The organism is Clostridium aquiflavi (assembly GCF_031344075.1).
Classification (GTDB): Bacteria; Bacillota; Clostridia; order Clostridiales; family Clostridiaceae; genus Clostridium; species Clostridium aquiflavi.
In genome coordinates this window covers 72,183-92,510 of the sequence record NZ_JAVJAN010000012.1, presented here as the reverse complement: position 1 = coordinate 92,510, position 20,328 = coordinate 72,183, and the positions used below count along the sequence as shown (strand labels likewise).

16 protein-coding genes are annotated in these 20,328 nt (G+C 27.2%); 12 read left to right on the top strand and 4 right to left on the bottom strand.

Annotated elements, in window-relative coordinates:
* The first annotated feature begins 210 nt into the window (after nucleotides 1-210).
* On the top strand, nucleotides 211-1,314 hold the full coding sequence (locus tag RGC78_RS06050) for a GNAT family N-acetyltransferase (RefSeq protein ID WP_309556235.1): 1,104 nt from the start codon (nucleotides 211-213) through the stop codon (nucleotides 1,312-1,314).
* A 71-nt stretch (nucleotides 1,315-1,385) separates the two neighbouring features.
* Nucleotides 1,386-2,243, top strand: coding sequence for a hypothetical protein (locus RGC78_RS06045; protein ID WP_252212520.1), 858 nt, complete (start codon nucleotides 1,386-1,388; stop codon nucleotides 2,241-2,243).
* A gap of 90 nt (nucleotides 2,244-2,333) precedes the next feature.
* Here RGC78_RS06045 and RGC78_RS06040 read toward each other — a convergent pair whose 3' ends face one another.
* On the bottom strand, nucleotides 2,334-3,734 hold the full coding sequence (locus RGC78_RS06040; RefSeq protein ID WP_252212519.1) for an alanine/glycine:cation symporter family protein: 1,401 nt from the start codon (nucleotides 3,732-3,734) through the stop codon (nucleotides 2,334-2,336).
* Nucleotides 3,735-4,016: 282 nt separating this feature from the next.
* Complete coding sequence (locus tag RGC78_RS06035; RefSeq protein ID WP_252212518.1) at nucleotides 4,017-6,524, bottom strand: transglycosylase domain-containing protein; 2,508 nt, start codon at nucleotides 6,522-6,524, stop codon at nucleotides 4,017-4,019.
* A gap of 101 nt (nucleotides 6,525-6,625) precedes the next feature.
* Between RGC78_RS06035 and yunB the strand changes: the two genes are divergently transcribed.
* Complete coding sequence (gene yunB, locus RGC78_RS06030) at nucleotides 6,626-7,273, top strand: sporulation protein YunB (RefSeq protein ID WP_252212517.1); 648 nt, start codon at nucleotides 6,626-6,628, stop codon at nucleotides 7,271-7,273.
* 74 nt (nucleotides 7,274-7,347) lie between these two features.
* Here the strand turns inward: yunB and hpt are convergent, their stop codons facing one another.
* Nucleotides 7,348-7,869 (bottom strand): hypoxanthine phosphoribosyltransferase, encoded by a 522-nt coding sequence (hpt, locus tag RGC78_RS06025; protein ID WP_252212516.1) that lies wholly within the window; start codon nucleotides 7,867-7,869, stop codon nucleotides 7,348-7,350.
* A 547-nt stretch (nucleotides 7,870-8,416) separates the two neighbouring features.
* On the opposite strand from hpt, the gene hflX reads away from it, so the two are divergent.
* The 5 genes from hflX (at nucleotide 8,417) to RGC78_RS06000 (ending at nucleotide 14,395) form a co-directional block, all read left to right on the top strand.
* On the top strand, nucleotides 8,417-10,234 hold the full coding sequence (hflX, locus tag RGC78_RS06020) for a GTPase HflX (RefSeq protein WP_252212515.1): 1,818 nt from the start codon (nucleotides 8,417-8,419) through the stop codon (nucleotides 10,232-10,234).
* A 232-nt stretch (nucleotides 10,235-10,466) separates the two neighbouring features.
* On the top strand, nucleotides 10,467-11,375 hold the full coding sequence (locus tag RGC78_RS06015) for a nucleotidyltransferase domain-containing protein (protein WP_252225572.1): 909 nt from the start codon (nucleotides 10,467-10,469) through the stop codon (nucleotides 11,373-11,375).
* Between the two features lie 19 nt (nucleotides 11,376-11,394).
* Nucleotides 11,395-12,822: an aminotransferase-like domain-containing protein gene (locus RGC78_RS06010; RefSeq protein ID WP_252225571.1), complete on the top strand. Its 1,428-nt coding sequence runs from the start codon at nucleotides 11,395-11,397 to the stop codon at nucleotides 12,820-12,822.
* Nucleotides 12,810-13,457, top strand: coding sequence for a YigZ family protein (locus RGC78_RS06005; protein WP_252212512.1), 648 nt, complete (start codon nucleotides 12,810-12,812; stop codon nucleotides 13,455-13,457). The genes RGC78_RS06010 and RGC78_RS06005 overlap by 13 nt, the downstream gene beginning before the upstream one ends.
* A gap of 197 nt (nucleotides 13,458-13,654) precedes the next feature.
* Nucleotides 13,655-14,395: a YebC/PmpR family DNA-binding transcriptional regulator gene (locus tag RGC78_RS06000; RefSeq protein ID WP_252212511.1), complete on the top strand. Its 741-nt coding sequence runs from the start codon at nucleotides 13,655-13,657 to the stop codon at nucleotides 14,393-14,395.
* A 524-nt stretch (nucleotides 14,396-14,919) separates the two neighbouring features.
* On the opposite strand, the gene RGC78_RS05995 is transcribed toward RGC78_RS06000, so the two are convergent.
* Nucleotides 14,920-15,255 carry a hypothetical protein gene (locus tag RGC78_RS05995; RefSeq protein WP_252212510.1) on the bottom strand — a complete coding sequence of 112 codons (336 nt, stop codon included), beginning with the start codon at nucleotides 15,253-15,255 and terminating at the stop codon, nucleotides 14,920-14,922.
* Between the two features lie 530 nt (nucleotides 15,256-15,785).
* On the opposite strand from RGC78_RS05995, the gene speD reads away from it, so the two are divergent.
* From speD to RGC78_RS05975, 4 genes are read left to right on the top strand one after another with little or no spacing between them, the layout of a single operon-like run.
* Nucleotides 15,786-16,604, top strand: a complete 819-nt coding sequence (speD, locus tag RGC78_RS05990) for an adenosylmethionine decarboxylase (protein WP_252212509.1) — start codon at nucleotides 15,786-15,788, stop codon at nucleotides 16,602-16,604.
* A gap of 16 nt (nucleotides 16,605-16,620) precedes the next feature.
* Nucleotides 16,621-18,078, top strand: a complete 1,458-nt coding sequence (locus tag RGC78_RS05985) for an aminotransferase class I/II-fold pyridoxal phosphate-dependent enzyme (RefSeq protein ID WP_252225569.1) — start codon at nucleotides 16,621-16,623, stop codon at nucleotides 18,076-18,078.
* Complete coding sequence (speE, locus tag RGC78_RS05980; protein WP_252225568.1) at nucleotides 18,079-18,942, top strand: polyamine aminopropyltransferase; 864 nt, start codon at nucleotides 18,079-18,081, stop codon at nucleotides 18,940-18,942.
* A 54-nt stretch (nucleotides 18,943-18,996) separates the two neighbouring features.
* Complete coding sequence (locus RGC78_RS05975; protein ID WP_252212506.1) at nucleotides 18,997-20,196, top strand: saccharopine dehydrogenase family protein; 1,200 nt, start codon at nucleotides 18,997-18,999, stop codon at nucleotides 20,194-20,196.
* The last annotated feature ends 132 nt before the right edge of the window (nucleotides 20,197-20,328 follow it).

Here is a 20,328-nt window from a genome sequence, read left to right as displayed (position 1 = left end):
CAGTAAATATGACAATACTCATTAAGGATTCTCAAAGTCCAATTACAATGCCACTTTACCTATTGCATATATCAACACGCATTTAAAACAAAGCCAAAAATAAAAATTATATAGATGATTTTAACATTTATTTGAATTATAAATATTGATAAAAAGAAGAAAATGTGAGATATTTAAAATAATATAATAAAGAAATTATTAGGTGATTTTATGCAAACAGAATATCAACTGTATAGAAGAAATGGTAAATTAGTATATATAAAGCAACCTGAATATGAAGAATTAGTTTTTACATCAAAATTATGGGATGATGAAGAAACAATGAAGGATATTGGGGGAGTATATAAATTTACGGAAAGTAAGTGGGAGAGTTTTTATAAAAAAATGGTATCTCCAACGGATGGAAGAAATTTTTATTGCCTTATATATACAGTTGAAGATGAACCTATTGGAGAAGTAAGTTTTCATGGATATGACCCTACAACAAAAATAGCTCGATCTAATATAAAAATTCATCATAAATATAGAAATATGGGATTTGGTGAAGAAGCTATGAGATTGATGCTTGAGTATTACTTCTTTGATTTTGCTGGAGAAATGATATTAGATAAAGTAGGAAATGAATATGCACGATCATTTGCAAATAAATTAGGTTTTCAAGAAAGTGGAACTTATCAAAAGGAAACAACATTTAAACTTGCTAAAAGTAATTTTTTTTATTTTAAAGATTTGAATGTAAAAAATGTTTCATTTATTGTATATGAAAATATAAATATAGCAAATTATACTTTAATTTGGGATATATTTAATGAAGTAAATATATTATCAAATAAGAAAATGTTTAATTTTGAAGTAATATCATTAACTGATAGGACTAATTACAGTAATAATTTAAAGTTGGAGTTAAATTCATCAAATTTTAGCATTTCAGATTCAAATATTATAATTTTACCAGATTCAATAAGTATAGAAAATATAATTCAAAATGAAAATATTATAAAAAGTATAGCAGAAGTATATAATCAATGTAATTATATATGCGCTATAGGGAATTCAATAGTAATATTAGAACAAATAAAATCTTTAACGGGTATGTCTATTCCTCATATTGAAAATTTAAATAAGTTAATAAAATCTGAAAATTTAAATAAGATGAAGATAGTTAATAAAAATTTTGTGGATAATGGAAAAGTAATGATTTCATCTAATCTAATGGGGACTATAGAAATGATTTTAGCCATAATATTTAAAGTTGTAGGAAAAGATTTAGTAAAGCAAATAGAGGATAAATTGGGAATCAAGTATATATATTAAAGTAGAAGTTTGATTAAATTTTACTAATATTGTACAATTATAAAAAAGCTTATTATAAAGGATTGATGTAAATGAGCTCTAAAAAAACTAAGATGATTAGTGTAATTGTTTTGGCGATTCTTAGTATAACTGTAATATTTGTAATGCATAAATTTATAGGAAGTGGATCTAAAGATATTAAATCTGCTAAAAGTTTTATAGAGAGATTACATGCAATAAATGCAATTGATGATGATGAGGATTTAAAAAATATAAAATATAAACGAGTAAAAACACTAGGCAATAAGAATAAGTTAATCTATAAAACTATAACAGCTAATTCCTTTGGAATAGATTTAGATAAAAATTATAATGTTATAGGTTTTGCTAATAAAGATATTAAAAAGGATAAATATGAAATATCATATTATGAAGCTAAAGAAAAGTCAAAAAAATATCTAGAGAATATATGCACTGAAGAGTTAACTTTTAGGGGAATAAAAAATGAAAAAGATACAGACAAGCTTCCTTATTATTCTTTTGTATATTTGAAATGTAAAAATGGTTATCCAATATATTCTGATGAAATAATAATATGCATAAATAAGTCTAATGGTTTGTTAGAAAATTACACTAATTCGTCAATTCAAAAAGAATGTAAAGATTTTGTAATAAATATATCGCAAGAAGAAGCAGAAAAAGAAGCATTAAATTTATTTGATAAATTAAATGACAATGGGGAAGTTGTTTATCCAACTGAACTAGCTTATGCTGAAAGAAAAGCAAAATGTGAAAAAAATTTAAGTTCTGAACTTTGTTATGTTGTTACAGTAAAAGGCAAAGATAAAAATGATGCAGAATTTACGAACAAATTTTTTATAACTACAGAATCTAAAGAAGTGATTAATGATATAAAATATGGAACAGAAAATTCAGTAGTGACTGATTAAATAAGAAGTATTCATTTGAAACAAGAGCAAATAAAAAATGTAATGATTAATTAATCATTACATTTTTTTATGTCTATATTCTAATTAAAGCTATTCCCATTCATCAACATTTGTTAATTCAGGTATAGATGAAGCCTTAAATACAGGTTCTTTTATTCCTGCTTTCTTTTGAGCTTTATAATCAGCTAATGCTTTAAATGCAAATTTACTAAGTAAAGTAATAGCAATCAAGTTTATTATAGCCATAAAACCCATAAATGTATCTGCTAAGTTCCAAACTATATTTAAATTAGCTATAGAACCAAAGAATACCATAGAAGCAACTGCTATTCTATAAATAATTAAATATATCTTTTTTTTGTTTAAAAATTCAATATTAGATTCTCCATAGTAGTAGTTACCAACTATAGAGCTAAATGCAAATAATAATATACAGATAGCTACAAATATACTTCCAAAGCCTCCTATTTGATAAGTTAAAGCATTTTGTGTTAATTGAATACCTGTTAACCCACCAGATAAATCTATATCTGAAAGTAATATTATAAAAGCAGTGCAACTACAAATAATTATTGTATCTGTGAAAACTCCAAGAGTTTGAATTAAACCTTGTTTAACTGGATGAGTTACATCAGCAGTTGCAGCGGCATTTGGAGCACTACCCATACCAGCTTCATTAGAGAATAAACCTCTCTTTATTCCAATAAGCATAGTTCCACCTAAAGTTCCTCCGATAGCTTGATTTAAACCAAAAGCATTTTCAATAATTAATGCAAACACTCTAGGGATATGATTGAAATTCTTAAATACTACAAATAATGATACAAATATATAAGCAACTGCCATTATAGGAACAATTATTTCAGATACTTTAGCAACTCTATGAACTCCACCAAAAATAACTACTAAAGTTAAAACAGTCAAGATAATTCCTACAGTAATTTGATTCACTCCAAAAGCTTCATTCATAGCTAGAGAAATAGTATTAGATTGAACAGAGTTGAATACTAGTCCAAAAGAGACTGTTATTAATATTGAGAATAAAACGCCCATCCATTTTTTATTTAGACCTTTTTCAATATAATAAGCAGGACCACCTCTAAAGTGACCATTTTTATCTTTAATTTTGTATATTTGAGCTAAAGTAGATTCAACAAAGCTTGAACCAGCTCCTATTAAAGCTATAACCCACATCCAAAATATTGCACCAGGTCCACCTATAGATATAGCGATGGCAATACCAGCTAGATTACCGGTTCCGACTCTTGATGCTGTACTTATACAAAAGGCTTGGAATGATGATACACTTCCTTTTTTTCGTTCCGATGTAACACCATCACCTAATAACCTAAACATTTCTTTTATAAATCTAAATTGAACAAATTTAGTTTTATAAGAAAAGTAAAGACCTAAAATTATTAATAAAGCTATAAGTATATATGTATACAAAAAATCATTGAATTTTACAAGTAAATTATTTAAAATATCCAAATTTATGCCTCCTACATTAGAAAAAAATATGTCGATAAATATAATTTTATATTGTAAAAGTAAAAAATGCAAGAACAAAGAGCAAAAAATGCAAAATTAATATATTGATATTATGGAAAATATTAATTTTAGTAGGGTTTGTAAACGCTGAGATTACATAAAAAATAGAAAATGCAGGGATTGGTTATCGTTTATTCATTTTGCAATAAAAACATTTAAATTTCTATTTATTTTAATAAGAAAAAGCGATACATTAAGAATTTAATGTATCGCTTTTTGAAGTTAATTTGGTTTTAATACAGAATTATTTTGAGCAGTCTCAGGAGGTACAGTAGGATTTTCCTGAGCAGATTCATTATTATTTGGTATTTCTACTTCATTTTCCTCATTTATATTTGGAGGAGAAAGTTCAGGGGTAGGTTGTTGTTCGATATAATTATCTTGTGAATATGGAAGTACGTATATATAATCCCTAGTTAATGGGTTAGGATATTTTTTGCTTACAAAAACTCTTTCTTGAGTTAACAATGTAGGGGTATTAGCACCTGCTAATTTATTATTAAGTCTATTTATACGTCCACTAATATGAGTATTACATGTTTCATGTGGTTCGGTTCCTTCGATAAATAATTCTTCTGTAATTCTATTTCCTCTAGGATCACTGCTACATAAATTTGATGGTAGCTTACCTGAATCTTTACATACAGCAACATGAACAATTCCTTTAGGTTCTTCTAAATCTTTAACTTCAAGTCCTTTATGTGCTTTAGCCATTATTTTTCCCCATAAATTAGCACATACTGTTCCAGATCCTCCGAAGACAGTTTTAGGGTTATCATAGCCAACCCAAACTGATCCAGATAGATAAGGAGAAAGGCCTGCAAACCATAAGTCTTTAGCATCTGTAGTAGTACCAGTCTTACCAGCAACAGGCATATCACCCCATTTAGCGGGAGCGCCACCATAAAAGTTAACAGGTCCTTTCAGTAAGTCATACATTATATATGCTGTTTGTGGTGAAAATACTTGTTTTTCTTTAGGTTTTCCGTCTAATATGGTATTACCTTTGGCATCAATTACCTTTGTATAAAGCAAAGGTTCCACGTACATACCATTATTACCAAAGCTTCCGAATGCAGCAGCTAATTTATAAGTATTACCACCATCTCTATCATTAGGATTATTGTTATATTGACCCAATGCAACAGTAGCTATAGAAGTTTTAGATGCGCTGTTAAATACAAGACCTAAATTTTCTCCATAAGATATTCCTGTTTTTAAACCAATAGTGTCTGCTGTTATAACAGAAGCAGTGTTTTTAGAATACATTATTCCTTCACGCGGAGATATAAGACCTAAGTATTCATCAGGTGAATTTCTAAGGATATTAGGTGGAGCATATGCAGGATATTTTTTTGTTAATTCTGGTGATAATGGAGCATCATCTATTGATGTTGCAGCAGTTATTATCTTTTGATCTATACCAGGCCCGTATACAGTAAGTGGCTTAGTAGTAGAACCTATTGATCTTAAATCATTATATGCTCTATTATTTGATTGAGGAAGTTGTTTACCTCTTCCGCCAACCATAGCAAGAACTTTACCATGTTTATAGTCTGTTATTGTTGCTGAAGCTTGTAATAATGGAACTTTATTTTCATCATAAGCTTCTGAATTTCCAACATTTAAATTACGATAATTGTCTAAAGTTTTTTGTGTAAAATCCTGTAACTTCCTATCCATAGTAGTATAGATTTTCAGACCACCATTAACCATTAACTTAGATACTTCTTCATCTGTATATTTATATTTTTCTTTTAAGTCTCTCTTAACTTGAGACACAGCAGGATAAACAAACCATTCATAATTTAAGCGAAAATCTTTTTTACTTGATTTAAATACTAGTTTGCCATCATTAATGTCTTGAACACCTTGATTATATTCACTTTGTGAAATATAACCTAATTCATTCATTTTAGCTAAAACAGTTAGAGTTCTATTAATATATCTGGATGGATCTTTTTGGCTATTTTCATTATAAGCACTGTAATAACTAGGGGCTTGGGTTATACCTGCTAAGTAAGCACATTCAATTAAACTTAAATCTGATGTACTTTTACTAAAGTATAATAATGAAGCAGCCTCAACACCATATACTTGACCGCCAAGAGGTATTGTATTTAAATATGCAGTAATTATTTGATCTTTACTTAACTGATCCTCAAGATCTAGAGATAAGTAAATTTCTTTTACTTTTCTTTTTACAGATACTTCATTAGTAAGAACTGTGTTTTTGATAAGTTGTTGAGTTATGGTAGAAGCACCATGTAGTCCTTTTTGCCCAGTTAAAATTTTCTTTACATCTGTTAAAGCAGCACCTAATATTCTTTGAACATCTATTCCTCTATGTTTAAAAAAACGTTCATCTTCAATTGATATAAAGGCATTTTTAAGATTATCTGGGATTTTGTCAGAAGTTATTACATATCGTTCTTCATCTGTATGTAAATTATCCATAAATTCTTCGCTGCTATCATATAAACTTGAAGGCTGATTCAATGATAAAACATCTTCAACATTTAATGGAGGGGTAGTTTTTATAATTGCAAGTAAGTATCCTGCACCTATGACAGATAACATTAATATCAAAGTCAAAAAACCAATACCTGTTCTTTTTAAGATAGTAGAGGCGGTTAATTTATTTTTTTTCTTTTTCTTTTTTTTTCTTTTATTATTACTGTTTTTATTAGTACTTTTTTTTGTTTTATTTGGAGTTTTTTCAGTCGACATTCTATCCTCCTAAAATTACGTTAATGATTAAATAATATTCTTTATTATTATAGCATACTTATAATAAGAGTAAACTAATAACTCATTATAAAGGTAGTGAAATGAAATATTATACAAAGCGTAAAAAACGAAAATATATTCCAATTATAGTAATTAGTATAGCCCTTGTTATTATCTTTAATTCAATGGCAGTATTTTTGGATAATAAAGTTATGCCAGCATTGGATAGAGTAGCAGAAATGACTGTAAGATCAAGAATTCTTAACATAATTAATAGTAACAGTATTAAGCTTTTTGCAGATGAATTTAATTATAATGAAATGATAAAAATAGAAAAAGATAATGAAGGAAATATAACTCTTATTCAAGCAGATACTGTAAAATTAAATTATTTAGCATCTAAGTTATCTATACAATGTAATGAAGAATTGCAGAATCTTGAAGATATAAAAATAAAAATACCATTAGGATGGTTTACTGAAAATAGTATTTATTATAATGTAGGACCACAAATAACTATTAGAGTTGAAGATATAGGGAATATAAATGCAAATTATGAATCAGAATTTGAAAGTGCGGGAATTAATCAAACTAGGCATAGAATATATCTTAATGTTGAATCAAAAGTTAGAGTGATTTTACCATTTAAAACTAATGAAGTTGAAATAGCAACTAAAGTACCAGTATCAGATACAATTATAGTAGGAAAAATACCACAAACAGCAATTGATTTTAAACCTGGCAATTAAAAAAGAAGCCTCTACTTTTAAATAAGGCTTCTTTTTTAGATTATAATATTTTAATATATAAAATGGATTATAAATTATTCCCAGTTAAATACATAAGGAATATTTCTATAATGATCTCCATAATTTAATCCATAACCAACTACAAAAAGATCTTCAATTGTAAAGCAGCAGTAGTTAGGTTCAATTTCAACTTTTCTTCTTGATGGTTTATCAAGTAAAACACAAGTTTTAACTGATGCAGCACCTAAACTTTTTACGTGATTGACAACAAAATCCATTGTTATACCAGTATCGATAATATCATCGACAATAAGAACGTCATATCCTTCAATATTATCAGGAATATCATTAATTACTTTAACTTTTCCTGAAGATACTTCATCATGACCGTAGCTTGAAGTAGTCATAAAGCCTATTTTAGCTTTTGTATCTATTGATCTAACTAAATCAGCTGCATATATAAAGCTACCTCTTAATAAAGATAAAACATAAAGGTTTTTATCTTTATAATCTTCAGTGATAACTTTACCTAGTTCTTCTATTCTAGCATCAATTTTTTCTTTAGAAAAAAGTATGTTACGCTTTTTATTATCCATGCAATTCTGCTGTTAAAATCTAAAATCATAATAAAGATTTAACAACAGGTCACCTCCTCTAATATATCTCATTTAAGTTTCTTTAAAGTATTTTAATAGTATAAAATATTAGTAATATTGTCAAGGAGGATGTCTCATTATTTTATTCTTTAGTAAAATATGAAACATAAAATTTAAGGTGGCCCAATACCATCTTAGTTTAACTTTTACTGAAATTGTATGTTTTCAATAGAAGTATGATACAATACACTTATGAATTTATTGAAAATCAAAGGGAGTCAGATAATACAAGAGCACTTACAAGGAAATATTAATAGTATAAAATTATATGAAAGTTCTTAAGATAAGACTAAATTATTATTTATAAAATTAATTTGATGATAACTAGTATATGTGATAAGTTAGAATGATAATGTGGACACTAATTAAGAAGTAAAAAAATATATTAACTAGTTTTTATCATGTTTATTAAAAATTGGGTTGATAAATTAAAGAAGTATAGTAATTTTTAGAACTTTTGTAAGAATTAAATTTGAGGTGATTTACAATGATAGAGGGAAATATTGATGGAATTAGAAATTCTATTTTAAATGAATTAGAAAGAATATATTCAATTAGAACTTCTAAAGATGAAGTATGTAATGTAGAAATTTTAGATATAATTGCTAAGGTATCAGCAAATATTGAAAGAGAAGTAAGCGTAGCAATAAATAGAAAGGGTAATGTTACGTCAGTTGCTATTGGAGATTCAACATCAGTTGAAGTGCCTTTAATAGATATAAGTGAAAAGAGACTATCGGGGGTTAGAGTTATACATACTCATCCTAATGGATATTGTAATCTTTCAGCTTTAGATGTAACTGCACTTTTAAAATTAAAACTAGATGCTATTGTATCAGTTGCTATAACAGAAGAAGGAAAAATAAAAGATTTTTCATTAGGGCTTCTTAGACTTTATAACAATAAGCTAGAATATGATGAAAATATGAATTTATCTTTAGAAGAAATTACATCTGTAAATATATTAGATAAGATTAAGTTTATAGAAAATCTAATAAAAGTTAATGATGTAATAGAAGAAACAGGTGAAAAGGCAATACTTGTAGGTTCTGATACAAAAGAAAGTTTAGAAGAACTAGAGGAACTTACTAAAGCTTGCAATATTCCAGTTTTACAAACGGTATTTCAAAGCAGAAATAAAATTGATCCTTCATTCTTTATAGGAAGAGGAAAGGTATTAGAAATAGCTTCTATTAGACAAATAGAAAGAGCTAATGTAATAATATTTGATGATGAATTAACAGGATCACAAGTTAGAAATTTAGAAGCAGCTTTAGGAGCAAAAGTTATAGATAGAACTACATTAATTCTTGAAATATTTGCAACAAGGGCTAAGAGCAAAGAAGCTAAGATTCAAGTTGAACTTGCACAACTTAAATATAGATTAAGTAGATTACAAGGCTTAGGTACAATACTTTCAAGAACTGGAGGAGGTATTGGAACTAGAGGGCCTGGGGAAAAGAAATTAGAAACAGATAGAAGACACATAATGGAAACTATCTATGATTTAAGAAAAGAACTAAAAAGAATAAAGAAGACGAGAGAAGTACAAAGAGAAAAAAGAAATAAAGAAAGTATTCCTAAGGTATCACTTGCAGGTTATACTAATGCAGGAAAATCAACTTTAAGAAATGTTCTTTGTGATTTATCAGCAAGAAAAGATACTGTAGGAAAAGAAAAAGTATTTGAAGCAGATATGCTGTTCGCAACACTAGATACTACAACAAGAGCTTTAACATTAAAAAATAAGGGGTTAATTACATTAACAGATACAGTTGGGTTTGTTAGAAAATTACCACATGATTTAGTTGAAGCATTTAAGTCAACATTAGAAGAAGTAATATTTTCTGATATCTTATGTCATGTAGTTGATGTATCATCAGAAACTGCAATAGAACAGTATAAAGCAGTAAATGAAGTATTAACAGAATTAGAGGCAATTGATAAAGAAACAATATTAGTTTTAAACAAGATAGATAAAGCAACTGAAGAACAAATAAGTGATTTTATTAAATTTATAGAAAATGATGAAATTAACAAGGAACAAGTAATTATAAGAATATCAGCTAAACAAGGAATAAATTTAGAAGAGTTTTTAGCATTAATAGAAGAAAAACTTCCATATAATTATAAAAAAGCAGAGTTCTTAATCCCATATGATAAAAGTAATATACAATCATTTTTACACAGAAATGGCAGAGTTTTAGAAGAAGAATATAGAGAAGATGGAACATTTATGATTGTTGAAGTTGATGATGAAGTATACAACAAAACTAAAGAATATGTATTAAATGTACTAAGCTAATAAATAATTTATAAAATTTAAGAAATAATTTATTAAAAAATTCTTAGATAAAATAGAATGGAATCTAAAAATAGATATAAAAAATAATAGGTCTATTTTAAAGTGTTTTATACAAAGATTCCATTTTAAAACTAAGAATTTTTTATTTTTTAAGAAACTATAAAATACAACAATTCTTTAAATGATTATTTAATTAAGTTATAATAGTTAGATGGGGAAAGGGAGCGATATAATGTTAAAATCAATATTAGAATATCAAAAATCATTTCAAAAGTTAATAAATGATTTAAAAGTTAATAGAAAAGTTTTAGCTATATTTGCTTTTGGAAGTATAATAAGTGGAGATCTCTGGGATGAATCTGATATAGATTTATTTGTTTTATATAAAGATAATTTCGATGAAATTAGGGATGTATATTCGGAAATATTAGGAATAGATGTTCATATGAAATTATTAAGCAAAGAGAGCTTTTTAAATTTATATAAAAGTGATGGAAAAAAAGGCTTTGCAAGAAATATATTATTATCTTCTAAAATTGTATTTTCAAGAGATGAAGAAATTACATTAACTTTTGATGAGGCAAAATATAGTTTAGATAAACATATTGAAAAATGGAATTTAGTTTATTTAGGTAAGCTTATAAAGGATCTTAGAGTGACTAAAAAATATTTACATAATGGTAGCGTATTTACTTCATATGAAATTTTGATAAGAGCTCTAGATAGCTTTTCAAAATTATATTTAAATTTAAATGGGTATACAGTAAGCAAAGATGCTGTTAGAATGGCAACAAATTTAAATGATAATTTTAATAATATTATAAATGATTTATTTTATAAGCCAATGTCAAAAGAAAATATAGAAAATACATTAATGTACATTGAAAGATTTTTAGAGCTGAACATAGTTGCATCAACTAAAGCTCTAATAGAATTTCTAAATGAAAAAAGAACTTTTTTAAGTTCATATGAAATAAAAAATGATGTGAGATTTAAAGAGTTTGATATAAAAATAGAAGATATATTAAAAGAGCTTTTAAAAAGAAATTTAGTGAAAAAAGATATAAGAAAATTAGATATAGAAGATAATAAAAAGTTAATCAATGAAAATGTATATTCATGCAAAGATTATAATTTTTAGGTTATAGAGGGTTTAAATAATGGGTGAATATATTAAATTATATAAAGAAATAGAGTTTGAAGAAGAGATACCTAAGTATATACAAATATCTAATTTTACAAAAGGTTTAATAGAGAAGAAAATAATAAAGGATAAAGCAAAATTGCCTACAATAAGAGAGCTGTCTAAAGTTTTAGGCGTTAATTCAGTTACCATTGTTAATGCATATAAAAGATTAAAAGCTGAAGGATATGCGTATCAAAAAGTCGGTAGTGGAACATATGCAAAAGTAAAAGAATTACCTAATATATTTAGAAGAGAATATTCAAATACATTAAAAAAATTAAGAATAGATGAATTACCTAATATAGTTGATTTTACAGGTGAAACCAATACAGAAGTGTTATTTCCAATAGAAGATTTGAAGGAAATTATAGATAAGGTTTTAGATAGAGATGGTGCAAATGCACTTATATCTAATAATTCATATGGTTATAAGAATCTAATATCAACAATAAATAATGTTTTTTGGAATGATCAATTAAATGAAGAAGATATACTTGTTGTATCTGGTGCTCAACAAGGTATAGATATAGTTTCAAAAGGAATTTTAAATATAAATGATAATGTAGTAGTAGAAAAACCTACTTATGGAGGTGCATTATCTGTATTTAAGTGGAAAAAAGCTAATATTTTTGAAGTACCAATAAAAGAAGATGGAATAGATTTAGATAAGTTTGAAAAAATACTTCAAAAAAATAATATAAGATGTTTTTATACTATGAGCTATTTTCAAAATCCAACAGGAGTTAGTTACAGTCTAGAAAAGAAAAAAAGAATTTTAGAATTAGCAGAAATATATGATTTTTATATAATAGAAGATGACTATTTATCAGAACTTATATATGAAAAATCAATAGAATACATTCCTTTTAAATGGCTAGACAGAAATGAAAGAGTTATCTATATAAAAAGTTTTTCTAAAATATTTTTACCAGGAATAAGACTTGGGTATTTAGTTGCACCTGAAATTTTTAGAGAAAGTCTTCAAAATTCGAAATTTAATACAGACATAACTACTTCAAGTTTGATGCAAAGAGCTTTAGATTTATATATATACGAAAGTAAGTGGAAAGAAAACATTAAAGCTTTGAATATTGAATACAGTAAAAGATATAAGATAATGCAAAAAATATTAGACAATGATTTTAAAGATTTGGTAAGTTATATTGATCCTAAAGGAGGATTGAATTTTTATCTAACATTAAAGGATAGTAAAATAAATTCTAAAGAATTATTTTTAAGATTAAGAAAAAAAGGAGTATATATAACTCCAGGAATAATGTTTTTTACATCTCATAATGATGGGAAAAATACATTTAGAATAGGATTTTATCAAACTGATGAAAGTAAAATTATAAAGGGACTCAATATCTTAAGAGAGGAGTTAATTGAATGCCATATATAACTATAAGAAATTTTGGTGAAGACAGATTTGAAGAAAAGAAATCTGAATTTATAGGATATGCAAAACGTGTGGAAAGCGAAGAAGAAGCTAAAGCCTTTGTTAGTGAAATAAAAAATATGCATAAACAAGCAAGACATAACTGCTGGGCATATGTTATAGGTGAAAATATGAATATTCAAAGATATTCTGATGATGGTGAACCTCAGGGGACAGCAGGAATACCTATATTAGAAGTTATGAAAAAGAGCGGTATAACTGATTGTGCTGTAGTAGTAACAAGATATTTTGGTGGAGTTTTGCTTGGAACAGGGGGACTTACTAGGGCTTATACTAAAGGTGCAAGTATATCAATAAAATGTGCAGGAATTGTTGAAAAAGTTGTTGGGTTAAAATTAAGTTTAGAAATGGATTATGATTTATTTGGAAAAGTTCAATATATATGTGCACAAAATTTATGGCATATAGAAGATACTGAATATACAGATAAAGTTATTGTTCATATATTAGCTGAAAAAGATATTATAGAAAATATGGAAAAAGAAATGATTGAATGTAGCAGTGGGAAAATAATAATATCTAAGAGCGATGAAGAAATATATTTTAAAGAAGAAAATAGATTATATAAGTGTATTTAGTTTACATATTATAGCAATTACTTGAATAGCAATCGTTGTTATGATATAATTTTTGGTGATTTTTATATTAAAGTATATATTAAAATAATGGTGAATTAATTATATTATTGTAATTGAAAATCTATATTAATATTATTTTTTATTTAGATTTAGTAATGCAATTTATATATTTAAATTAAAGTAAGGAGGAAAACAATATGTCAGGACACTCAAAGTGGCATAATATTCAAGCTAAGAAGGGCAAAACAGATGCAAAAAGAGGTAAGATTTTTACTAAAATAGGTAAAGAATTAATGGTAGCTGTTAAAAATGGTGGACCTAGTCCAGAAATAAACAATAGATTAAGAGATGTTATTGCAAAAGCAAAAGCTGCTAATATGCCTAATGATACTATAACAAGATCAATTAAAAAAGCATCAGGTGAGTTAGGAGAAGTTAATTTTGAAAATATAGTTTATGAAGGTTATGGCCCTAGTGGAGTAGCTGTAATTGTTGAAACACTTACTGATAATAAAAATAGATCAGCTGGTAATGTAAGAAGCGCTTTCACAAAAGGTGGCGGAAACATGGGTACATTAGGATGTGTAGGATTCATGTTCCAAGAAAAAGGCGAACTTGTAATTGAAAGAGCTGATAAAGACGAAGACGAAATGATGATGCTTGCATTAGATGCTGGAGCAGAAGATTTCAACGCTGATGAAGAAGAAGTATTTGTAGTTACAACAACTCCAGAAGATTTTGGAACAGTAAGAGAAGCATTAGAAGCAGCTGGAATTGAGTTCTTAGAAGCTGATGTTAAAATGATTCCAGATACATACACAGCAATTAATGAAGATGATGCTAAGAAGTTCCAAAAGATGTTAGACTTACTTGATGATGATGATGATGTTCAAGAAGTTTACCACAATGCTGAGTTCCCAGAAGGATGGGAAGAATAAAAAGCTAAGTAACATTACATTGAAATAAGAACACCTTTAATATCAATGAGAATTCACATTGATATTAAAGGTGCTTTTTTGCATAAAATTAAGGCTATGTTTTAAATTAAAAAGTAACTTGCTAATGGGGATGGCAAGTTACTCTGAAAATTGAAAGTTATGATTATAAAAGGGGTATTTAATTAGTAATTTCTTTATATTGATTATTATATAGATCAATTGTTACAACATAATGTCAATTTTGTGTAAAAAATAATACTTTTAATTTTAATCTAAAAGCTTAATAGTTCTGATATATATTATAGTGAATTGGTCGATTATTCTAATATTTATATAGGATAGGATAATTTTGAATCTTATGCTTATAATATTAATGACAATCTAGATTCTTAAATTATTATGAAATAAATAGGGTTGCAAAGATTATATGCGATCATATATAAACAAATAATAAATATGATTTCTGAGAAATAAGAAAATAATAGATACTTGTTGAAATAATGTTGATATTTTAGAATAAAATATCAACTATTTACTAAATCTTCTACTAAATTTTTAGCTACTACCATGTTACTACAATCAATTTTATCAGGTCTTGTAAGTAATGACGCACTTTTAAGATATATGCATCCATCTATTATTTTACTAGAATCAACTTCTTGAGTTGGATCTTCTTCATAAATTTCTTCTAAGTTTTCATATTTTGTTAATACTACAATTCGTCTACAAGCATCATCATATTGATCAAATATATTGAAAAAGCTATTGTATGTATCAAAAGATTTTACTGATGTAACTACTTTTAAATATAAATTATATTCTTTAGCAGCATCTAATGCATTAATATAATCTTTATTCATATAAATTTACCCCCTTTTTATTATTTATATTTTTATAAACACATAATATATTATATCATATAGTGTTGATATAATATTATAAACACTATATGAATTATAAATAAAAAATAATTATATGCTGCACCATTATTCTTGCATTGCATTTGGAAAGGGTGCATGACTAAAAAAAATCGACGGCTCTAAAGTCACCTTGACGATTTTGTTCTTGACAAGATTTGCAGGATGAAGAAGTTTACATGATTAATTAACAATTAAAATAATAAATTATTTTTGAAAATCTTGAACTTATTACAAGTTATTAAAAAAAAAGTGGGAAAAAATTTAAAAAACAGTAGTAATTAAAATTAAAATATAGTAAAATGTACAAGATAAAAGATTAAGAATAGCTAAACTAAAAGTTAAGTATTTGTAAGAATTTCTAAAAAACATGCAGATTATAGAATAATTTTGTAGCATTTTTACATATGCTTACTGAAAAAATAAGTATATATTAATTAAACAATAAAGTGTTATTTTTATAGAGAAAGGTTGTGATGTTAGGGTTGGAAAACAAGCTGAAATTATACGGCTTTAACAACCTCACAAAAACACTTAGCTTTAACATCTATGATGTATGCTATGCAAAAAGTGAGCGAGAGCAAAAGGACTATATTGCTTATATTGATGAGCAATACAATTCAGAAAGACTTACAAATATTTTGTGTGATGTAACTGATATGATAGGTGCTCATGTACTTAATATTTCAAAACAAGATTATGATCCTCAAGGAGCAAGTGTAACAATATTAATATCAGAAGAAACACTTGCAGTAAAGGAAATAGATAAATCATGTAATCTTGGACAAATTGATATTTTAAAGACTAGAGATACTGTTGTAGGTCATTTAGATAAAAGTCATGTAACAGTACATACTTATCCAGAATATCACCCAGATAATTCAATTGCTACTTTTCGTGTAGATATTGATGTATCTACTTGTGGAGAAGTTTCTCCATTAAATGCATTAAATTATCTTATTGGAAGCTTTGATTCAGATATTATAACAATTGATTATCGTGTTAGAGGTTTTACTCGAGATGTTGATGGAAAAAAGCTATTTATAGATCATAAGATAACATCAATACAAGATTATATTGATGAAAGCACTTTAAATAAATATGATGCGATGGATATAAATGTATATCAATCAAACATATTTCATACAAAAATGTTAATTAAAGAAATTGAACTTCAAAATTATCTTTTTAATAGGGATGTTTATGAAATCAAGCCAAAACAAAGGCTTGAAATTGAAAACAATTTGCGTAAAGAGATGATAGAGATTTTCAGTGGAACTAATATATATTAATGAGGGGGATTGGAAAATGAAAGATAAGGAATCTCACTCAAAGTCTCCTATTTATGAAGCTTTGATGAAGTATAAAAAAGCAAGAGTTGTACCTTTTGATGTACCAGGACATAAGCAAGGACGAGGAAATCCTATGTTAAAAGAATTTTTAGGCGAACAGTGTCTTTCTGTTGATGTAAATTCAATGAAACCATTGGATAATCTTTGTCATCCAGTATCAGTTATAAAAGAGGCAGAGAAACTTGCAGCTGATGCTTTTGGCGCCAAACATGCTTTTTTTATGGTGAATGGAACTACATCAGCAGTACAAGCAATGGTTATGAGTGTTTGTAAGAGAGGCGAAAAGGTTATAATGCCTCGTAATGTTCATAGAAGTGCTATAAATTCTTTGGTAATTAGTGGTGCTATACCTGTTTATATAAATCCAGGTGTTAATAAAAAATTAGGCATACCTCTTGGGATGTCTGTTGAAGATGTAAAAAGAGCAATTAAAGAAAATCCAGATGCAAAGGCTGTACTTGTAAATAATCCAACTTACTATGGTATTTGTTCTAATTTAAGAGAGATTACTAAATTAGCTCATGAACATGGAATGTATGTTTTAGTAGATGAAGCACATGGAACTCATTTTTATTTTGGAGAAGATATGCCTGTATCAGCAATAGATGCTGGGGCAGATATGGCTGCTGTTAGTATGCATAAGACGGGTGGTTCATTAACACAAAGTTCATTTTTACTTTTAAATTGTGATTTACGTATTGGATATGTAAGACAAATAATTAATTTAACTCAAACAACAAGTGGTTCGTATCTTTTAATGTCATCTTTAGATTTAGCAAGAAGAGATCTTGTGCTTAATGGAAAAGAAATTTTTAATAAGGTAAAAAATATTGCTCAGTATGCTAGAGATGAAATAAACAAAATAGATGGATATTATGCTTTTTCAGAAGAACTTATAGATAATGATACTGTTTTTGATTTTGATAGAACTAAGTTATCTATATTTACTAGGGATATAGGACTTGCTGGTATAGAAGTATACGATATTTTAAGAGATGAATATGGAATACAAATAGAGTTTGGAGATATTGCCAATATACTTGCCATTATATCTGTTGGAGATGGAGCTTTAACCATAGAAAGATTAATCTCAGCCTTATCAGAAATCAAGAGGTTACATTCGAAAGATAAAGCAGGTATGTTTGACCATGAATATATAAATCCAGAAGTTATACTTACGCCTCAAGAAGCATTTTATTCTTCAAAAAATTCTATACCTATGAATGAAAGTGTTGGTAAAGTATGCGCTGAATTTGTGATGTGTTATCCACCAGGAATTCCTATTCTTGCGCCAGGTGAAAAAATAACTAAAGAAATTTTAGACTATATAAATTATGCAAAAGAAAAGGGATGTTTTTTAACCGGAACAGAAGATTCAAAAATTGAAAAGATTAATGTAGTGGAGGCAGAATAAATGGAATTATGGTATACAGAAAAGCATACAGAAGATGTAAAATTTTCAATTAGAGTTGATAGAGAATTATATAGTGAACAAAGTGATTTTCAAAGAATTGATATTTTAGAATCAAGGGAATTTGGAAGAATTTTTACATTAGATGGCTTAATGATGGTAACTGAAAAGGATGAATTCATATATCATGATATGATAGTTCATGTTCCTATGGCAACTAATCCTAATATAAAAAATGTTTTGGTTATCGGTGCAGGTGATGGAGGAACTATAAGAGAGCTTACAAGATATAAAACCATAGAAAAAATAGATATGGTTGAAATAGATGAAAGAGTTGTTGAGGTATGTAAAAAGTATTTACCTAAAACAGCATGCAAGCTTGATGAAGAGAGAGTTAATATTGTATACGAAGATGGTTTAAGATTTGTTCGTAATAAAGAAAATGAATATGATTTGATAATAGTAGATTCAACTGATCCATTTGGACCAGGAGAAGGACTATTTACTAAAGAATTTTATGGGAATTGTTATAAAGCATTAGGTAAAGATGGAATATTAGTTAATCAACATGAAAGTCCATATTATGAATATTATGCAAAATCAATGAAAGATGCCCATGAAAAAATACAAGGATTATTTAAAGTAAACAAAGTTTATCAAGCGCATATCCCAACTTACCCATCAGGACATTGGTTATTTGGATTTGCTTCTAAAAAATATGATCCAATTGAAGATCTTGATGCAGAGTTATGGAATAAATTAGGAATAAAAACAAAATATTATAATACAGATCTTCATGTGGGATGTTTTGCGTTACCTACTTATGTAAAGGAACTACTTAATGAATATAATGAAGATAAGGAATAGAAAAAAATAAAAAGAGAAAACTATATTTACATGAATGAATTGGAGGAATTAAAAATGGGAAGAGCTTTAATTATTGGCGCTGGAGGAGTTGCTAGTGTAGCAATTCATAAGTGTTGTCAAAATTCAGATGTTTTTGAAGAAATATGTATTGCAAGTAGAACATTATCAAAATGTGATGCATTAAAAACTAAATTAGAGGGTGGAAAGACTAAGATACAAACAGCAAAGGTTGATGCTGATAATGTAGATGAACTTATCTCTCTTATAGAAAAGTTTAAACCAGATGTTGTAATAAATCTTGCACTTCCATATCAAGATTTAACTATTATGGATGCATGTTTAGCAACAAAAACTCATTATGTAGATACAGCTAATTATGAGCCACTTGATACAGCTAAATTTGAATATAAATGGCAATGGGCGTATAAAAAGAAATTTGAAGAAGCAGGAATAATAGCTTTACTTGGTAGTGGCTTTGATCCAGGAGTTACAGGCGTATTCAGTGCTTATGCTCAAAAACACTATTTTGATGAAATAAACTATATTGATATTTTAGATGCTAATGCAGGAGATCATGGGTATCCTTTTGCAACTAATTTTAATCCGGAAATTAATATTAGAGAAATTACAGCTAATGGAAGCTATTGGGAAAATGGTAATTGGGTAGAAACAGAACCTCTTGAATTAAAAGAAGTTTATAATTTTCCAGAAATAGGACCAAAGGATATGTATTTATTACACCATGAAGAATTAGAATCTTTAGCTATTAATATTAAAGGAATAAAGAAAATTAGATTTTGGATGACTTTCTCAGAAAAATATATAACTCATTTAAAAGTACTTGAAAATGTTGGTATGACATCTATTGAACCAATTGAATTTGAAGGACAAAAAATAGTTCCATTACAATTTTTAAAAGCTGTTTTACCAGATCCAGCATCATTAGGTCCAAGAACTAAAGGAAAAACTAATATAGGATGTATATTCCAAGGCGTTAAGGATGGAGTAGAAAAAACTTACTATATATATAATGTATGTGATCATGAAGAATGTTATAAGGAAGTTGGATCGCAAGCTATTTCTTATACAACAGGAGTTCCAGCTATGATTGGCGCAAGTATGATATTAAGAGGGTTATGGAATAAACCAGGTGTTCACAATATAGAAGAATTTAATCCAGATCCATTTATGGAGGAATTAAATAAATGGGGATTACCATGGCAAGAAGATTTTAATCCAACTTTAATTAAGTAAGTTATGTTTTAGTAGAGTTTTGATATATTTAAACTTTAGTAATCTTAATTAAGAACAATATAGTTTGTATAGATATACATTTTAAGAATGATGAAGAGATAAATTTTCTTCATCATTCTTAATATAAAAAAC

Excerpts from the sequence above, each read along its gene's own strand:
- RGC78_RS05985 (WP_252225569.1), top strand. The coding sequence starts at position 16,621 with ATGAAAGATAAGGAATCTCACTCAAAGTCTCCTATTTATGAAGCTTTG.
- RGC78_RS06035 (WP_252212518.1), bottom strand. The coding sequence starts at position 6,524 with ATGTCGACTGAAAAAACTCCAAATAAAACAAAAAAAAGTACTAATAAA.
- RGC78_RS06005 (WP_252212512.1), top strand. The coding sequence starts at position 12,810 with ATGCCATATATAACTATAAGAAATTTTGGTGAAGACAGATTTGAAGAA.
- RGC78_RS06015 (WP_252225572.1), top strand. The coding sequence starts at position 10,467 with ATGTTAAAATCAATATTAGAATATCAAAAATCATTTCAAAAGTTAATA.
- hflX (WP_252212515.1), top strand. The coding sequence starts at position 8,417 with ATGATAGAGGGAAATATTGATGGAATTAGAAATTCTATTTTAAATGAA.
- hpt (WP_252212516.1), bottom strand. The coding sequence starts at position 7,869 with ATGGATAATAAAAAGCGTAACATACTTTTTTCTAAAGAAAAAATTGAT.
- RGC78_RS06050 (WP_309556235.1), top strand. The coding sequence starts at position 211 with ATGCAAACAGAATATCAACTGTATAGAAGAAATGGTAAATTAGTATAT.
- RGC78_RS06000 (WP_252212511.1), top strand. The coding sequence starts at position 13,655 with ATGTCAGGACACTCAAAGTGGCATAATATTCAAGCTAAGAAGGGCAAA.
- yunB (WP_252212517.1), top strand. The coding sequence starts at position 6,626 with ATGAAATATTATACAAAGCGTAAAAAACGAAAATATATTCCAATTATA.
- RGC78_RS06010 (WP_252225571.1), top strand. The coding sequence starts at position 11,395 with ATGGGTGAATATATTAAATTATATAAAGAAATAGAGTTTGAAGAAGAG.
- RGC78_RS06045 (WP_252212520.1), top strand. The coding sequence starts at position 1,386 with ATGAGCTCTAAAAAAACTAAGATGATTAGTGTAATTGTTTTGGCGATT.
- RGC78_RS05995 (WP_252212510.1), bottom strand. The coding sequence starts at position 15,255 with ATGAATAAAGATTATATTAATGCATTAGATGCTGCTAAAGAATATAAT.
- speE (WP_252225568.1), top strand. The coding sequence starts at position 18,079 with ATGGAATTATGGTATACAGAAAAGCATACAGAAGATGTAAAATTTTCA.
- RGC78_RS05975 (WP_252212506.1), top strand. The coding sequence starts at position 18,997 with ATGGGAAGAGCTTTAATTATTGGCGCTGGAGGAGTTGCTAGTGTAGCA.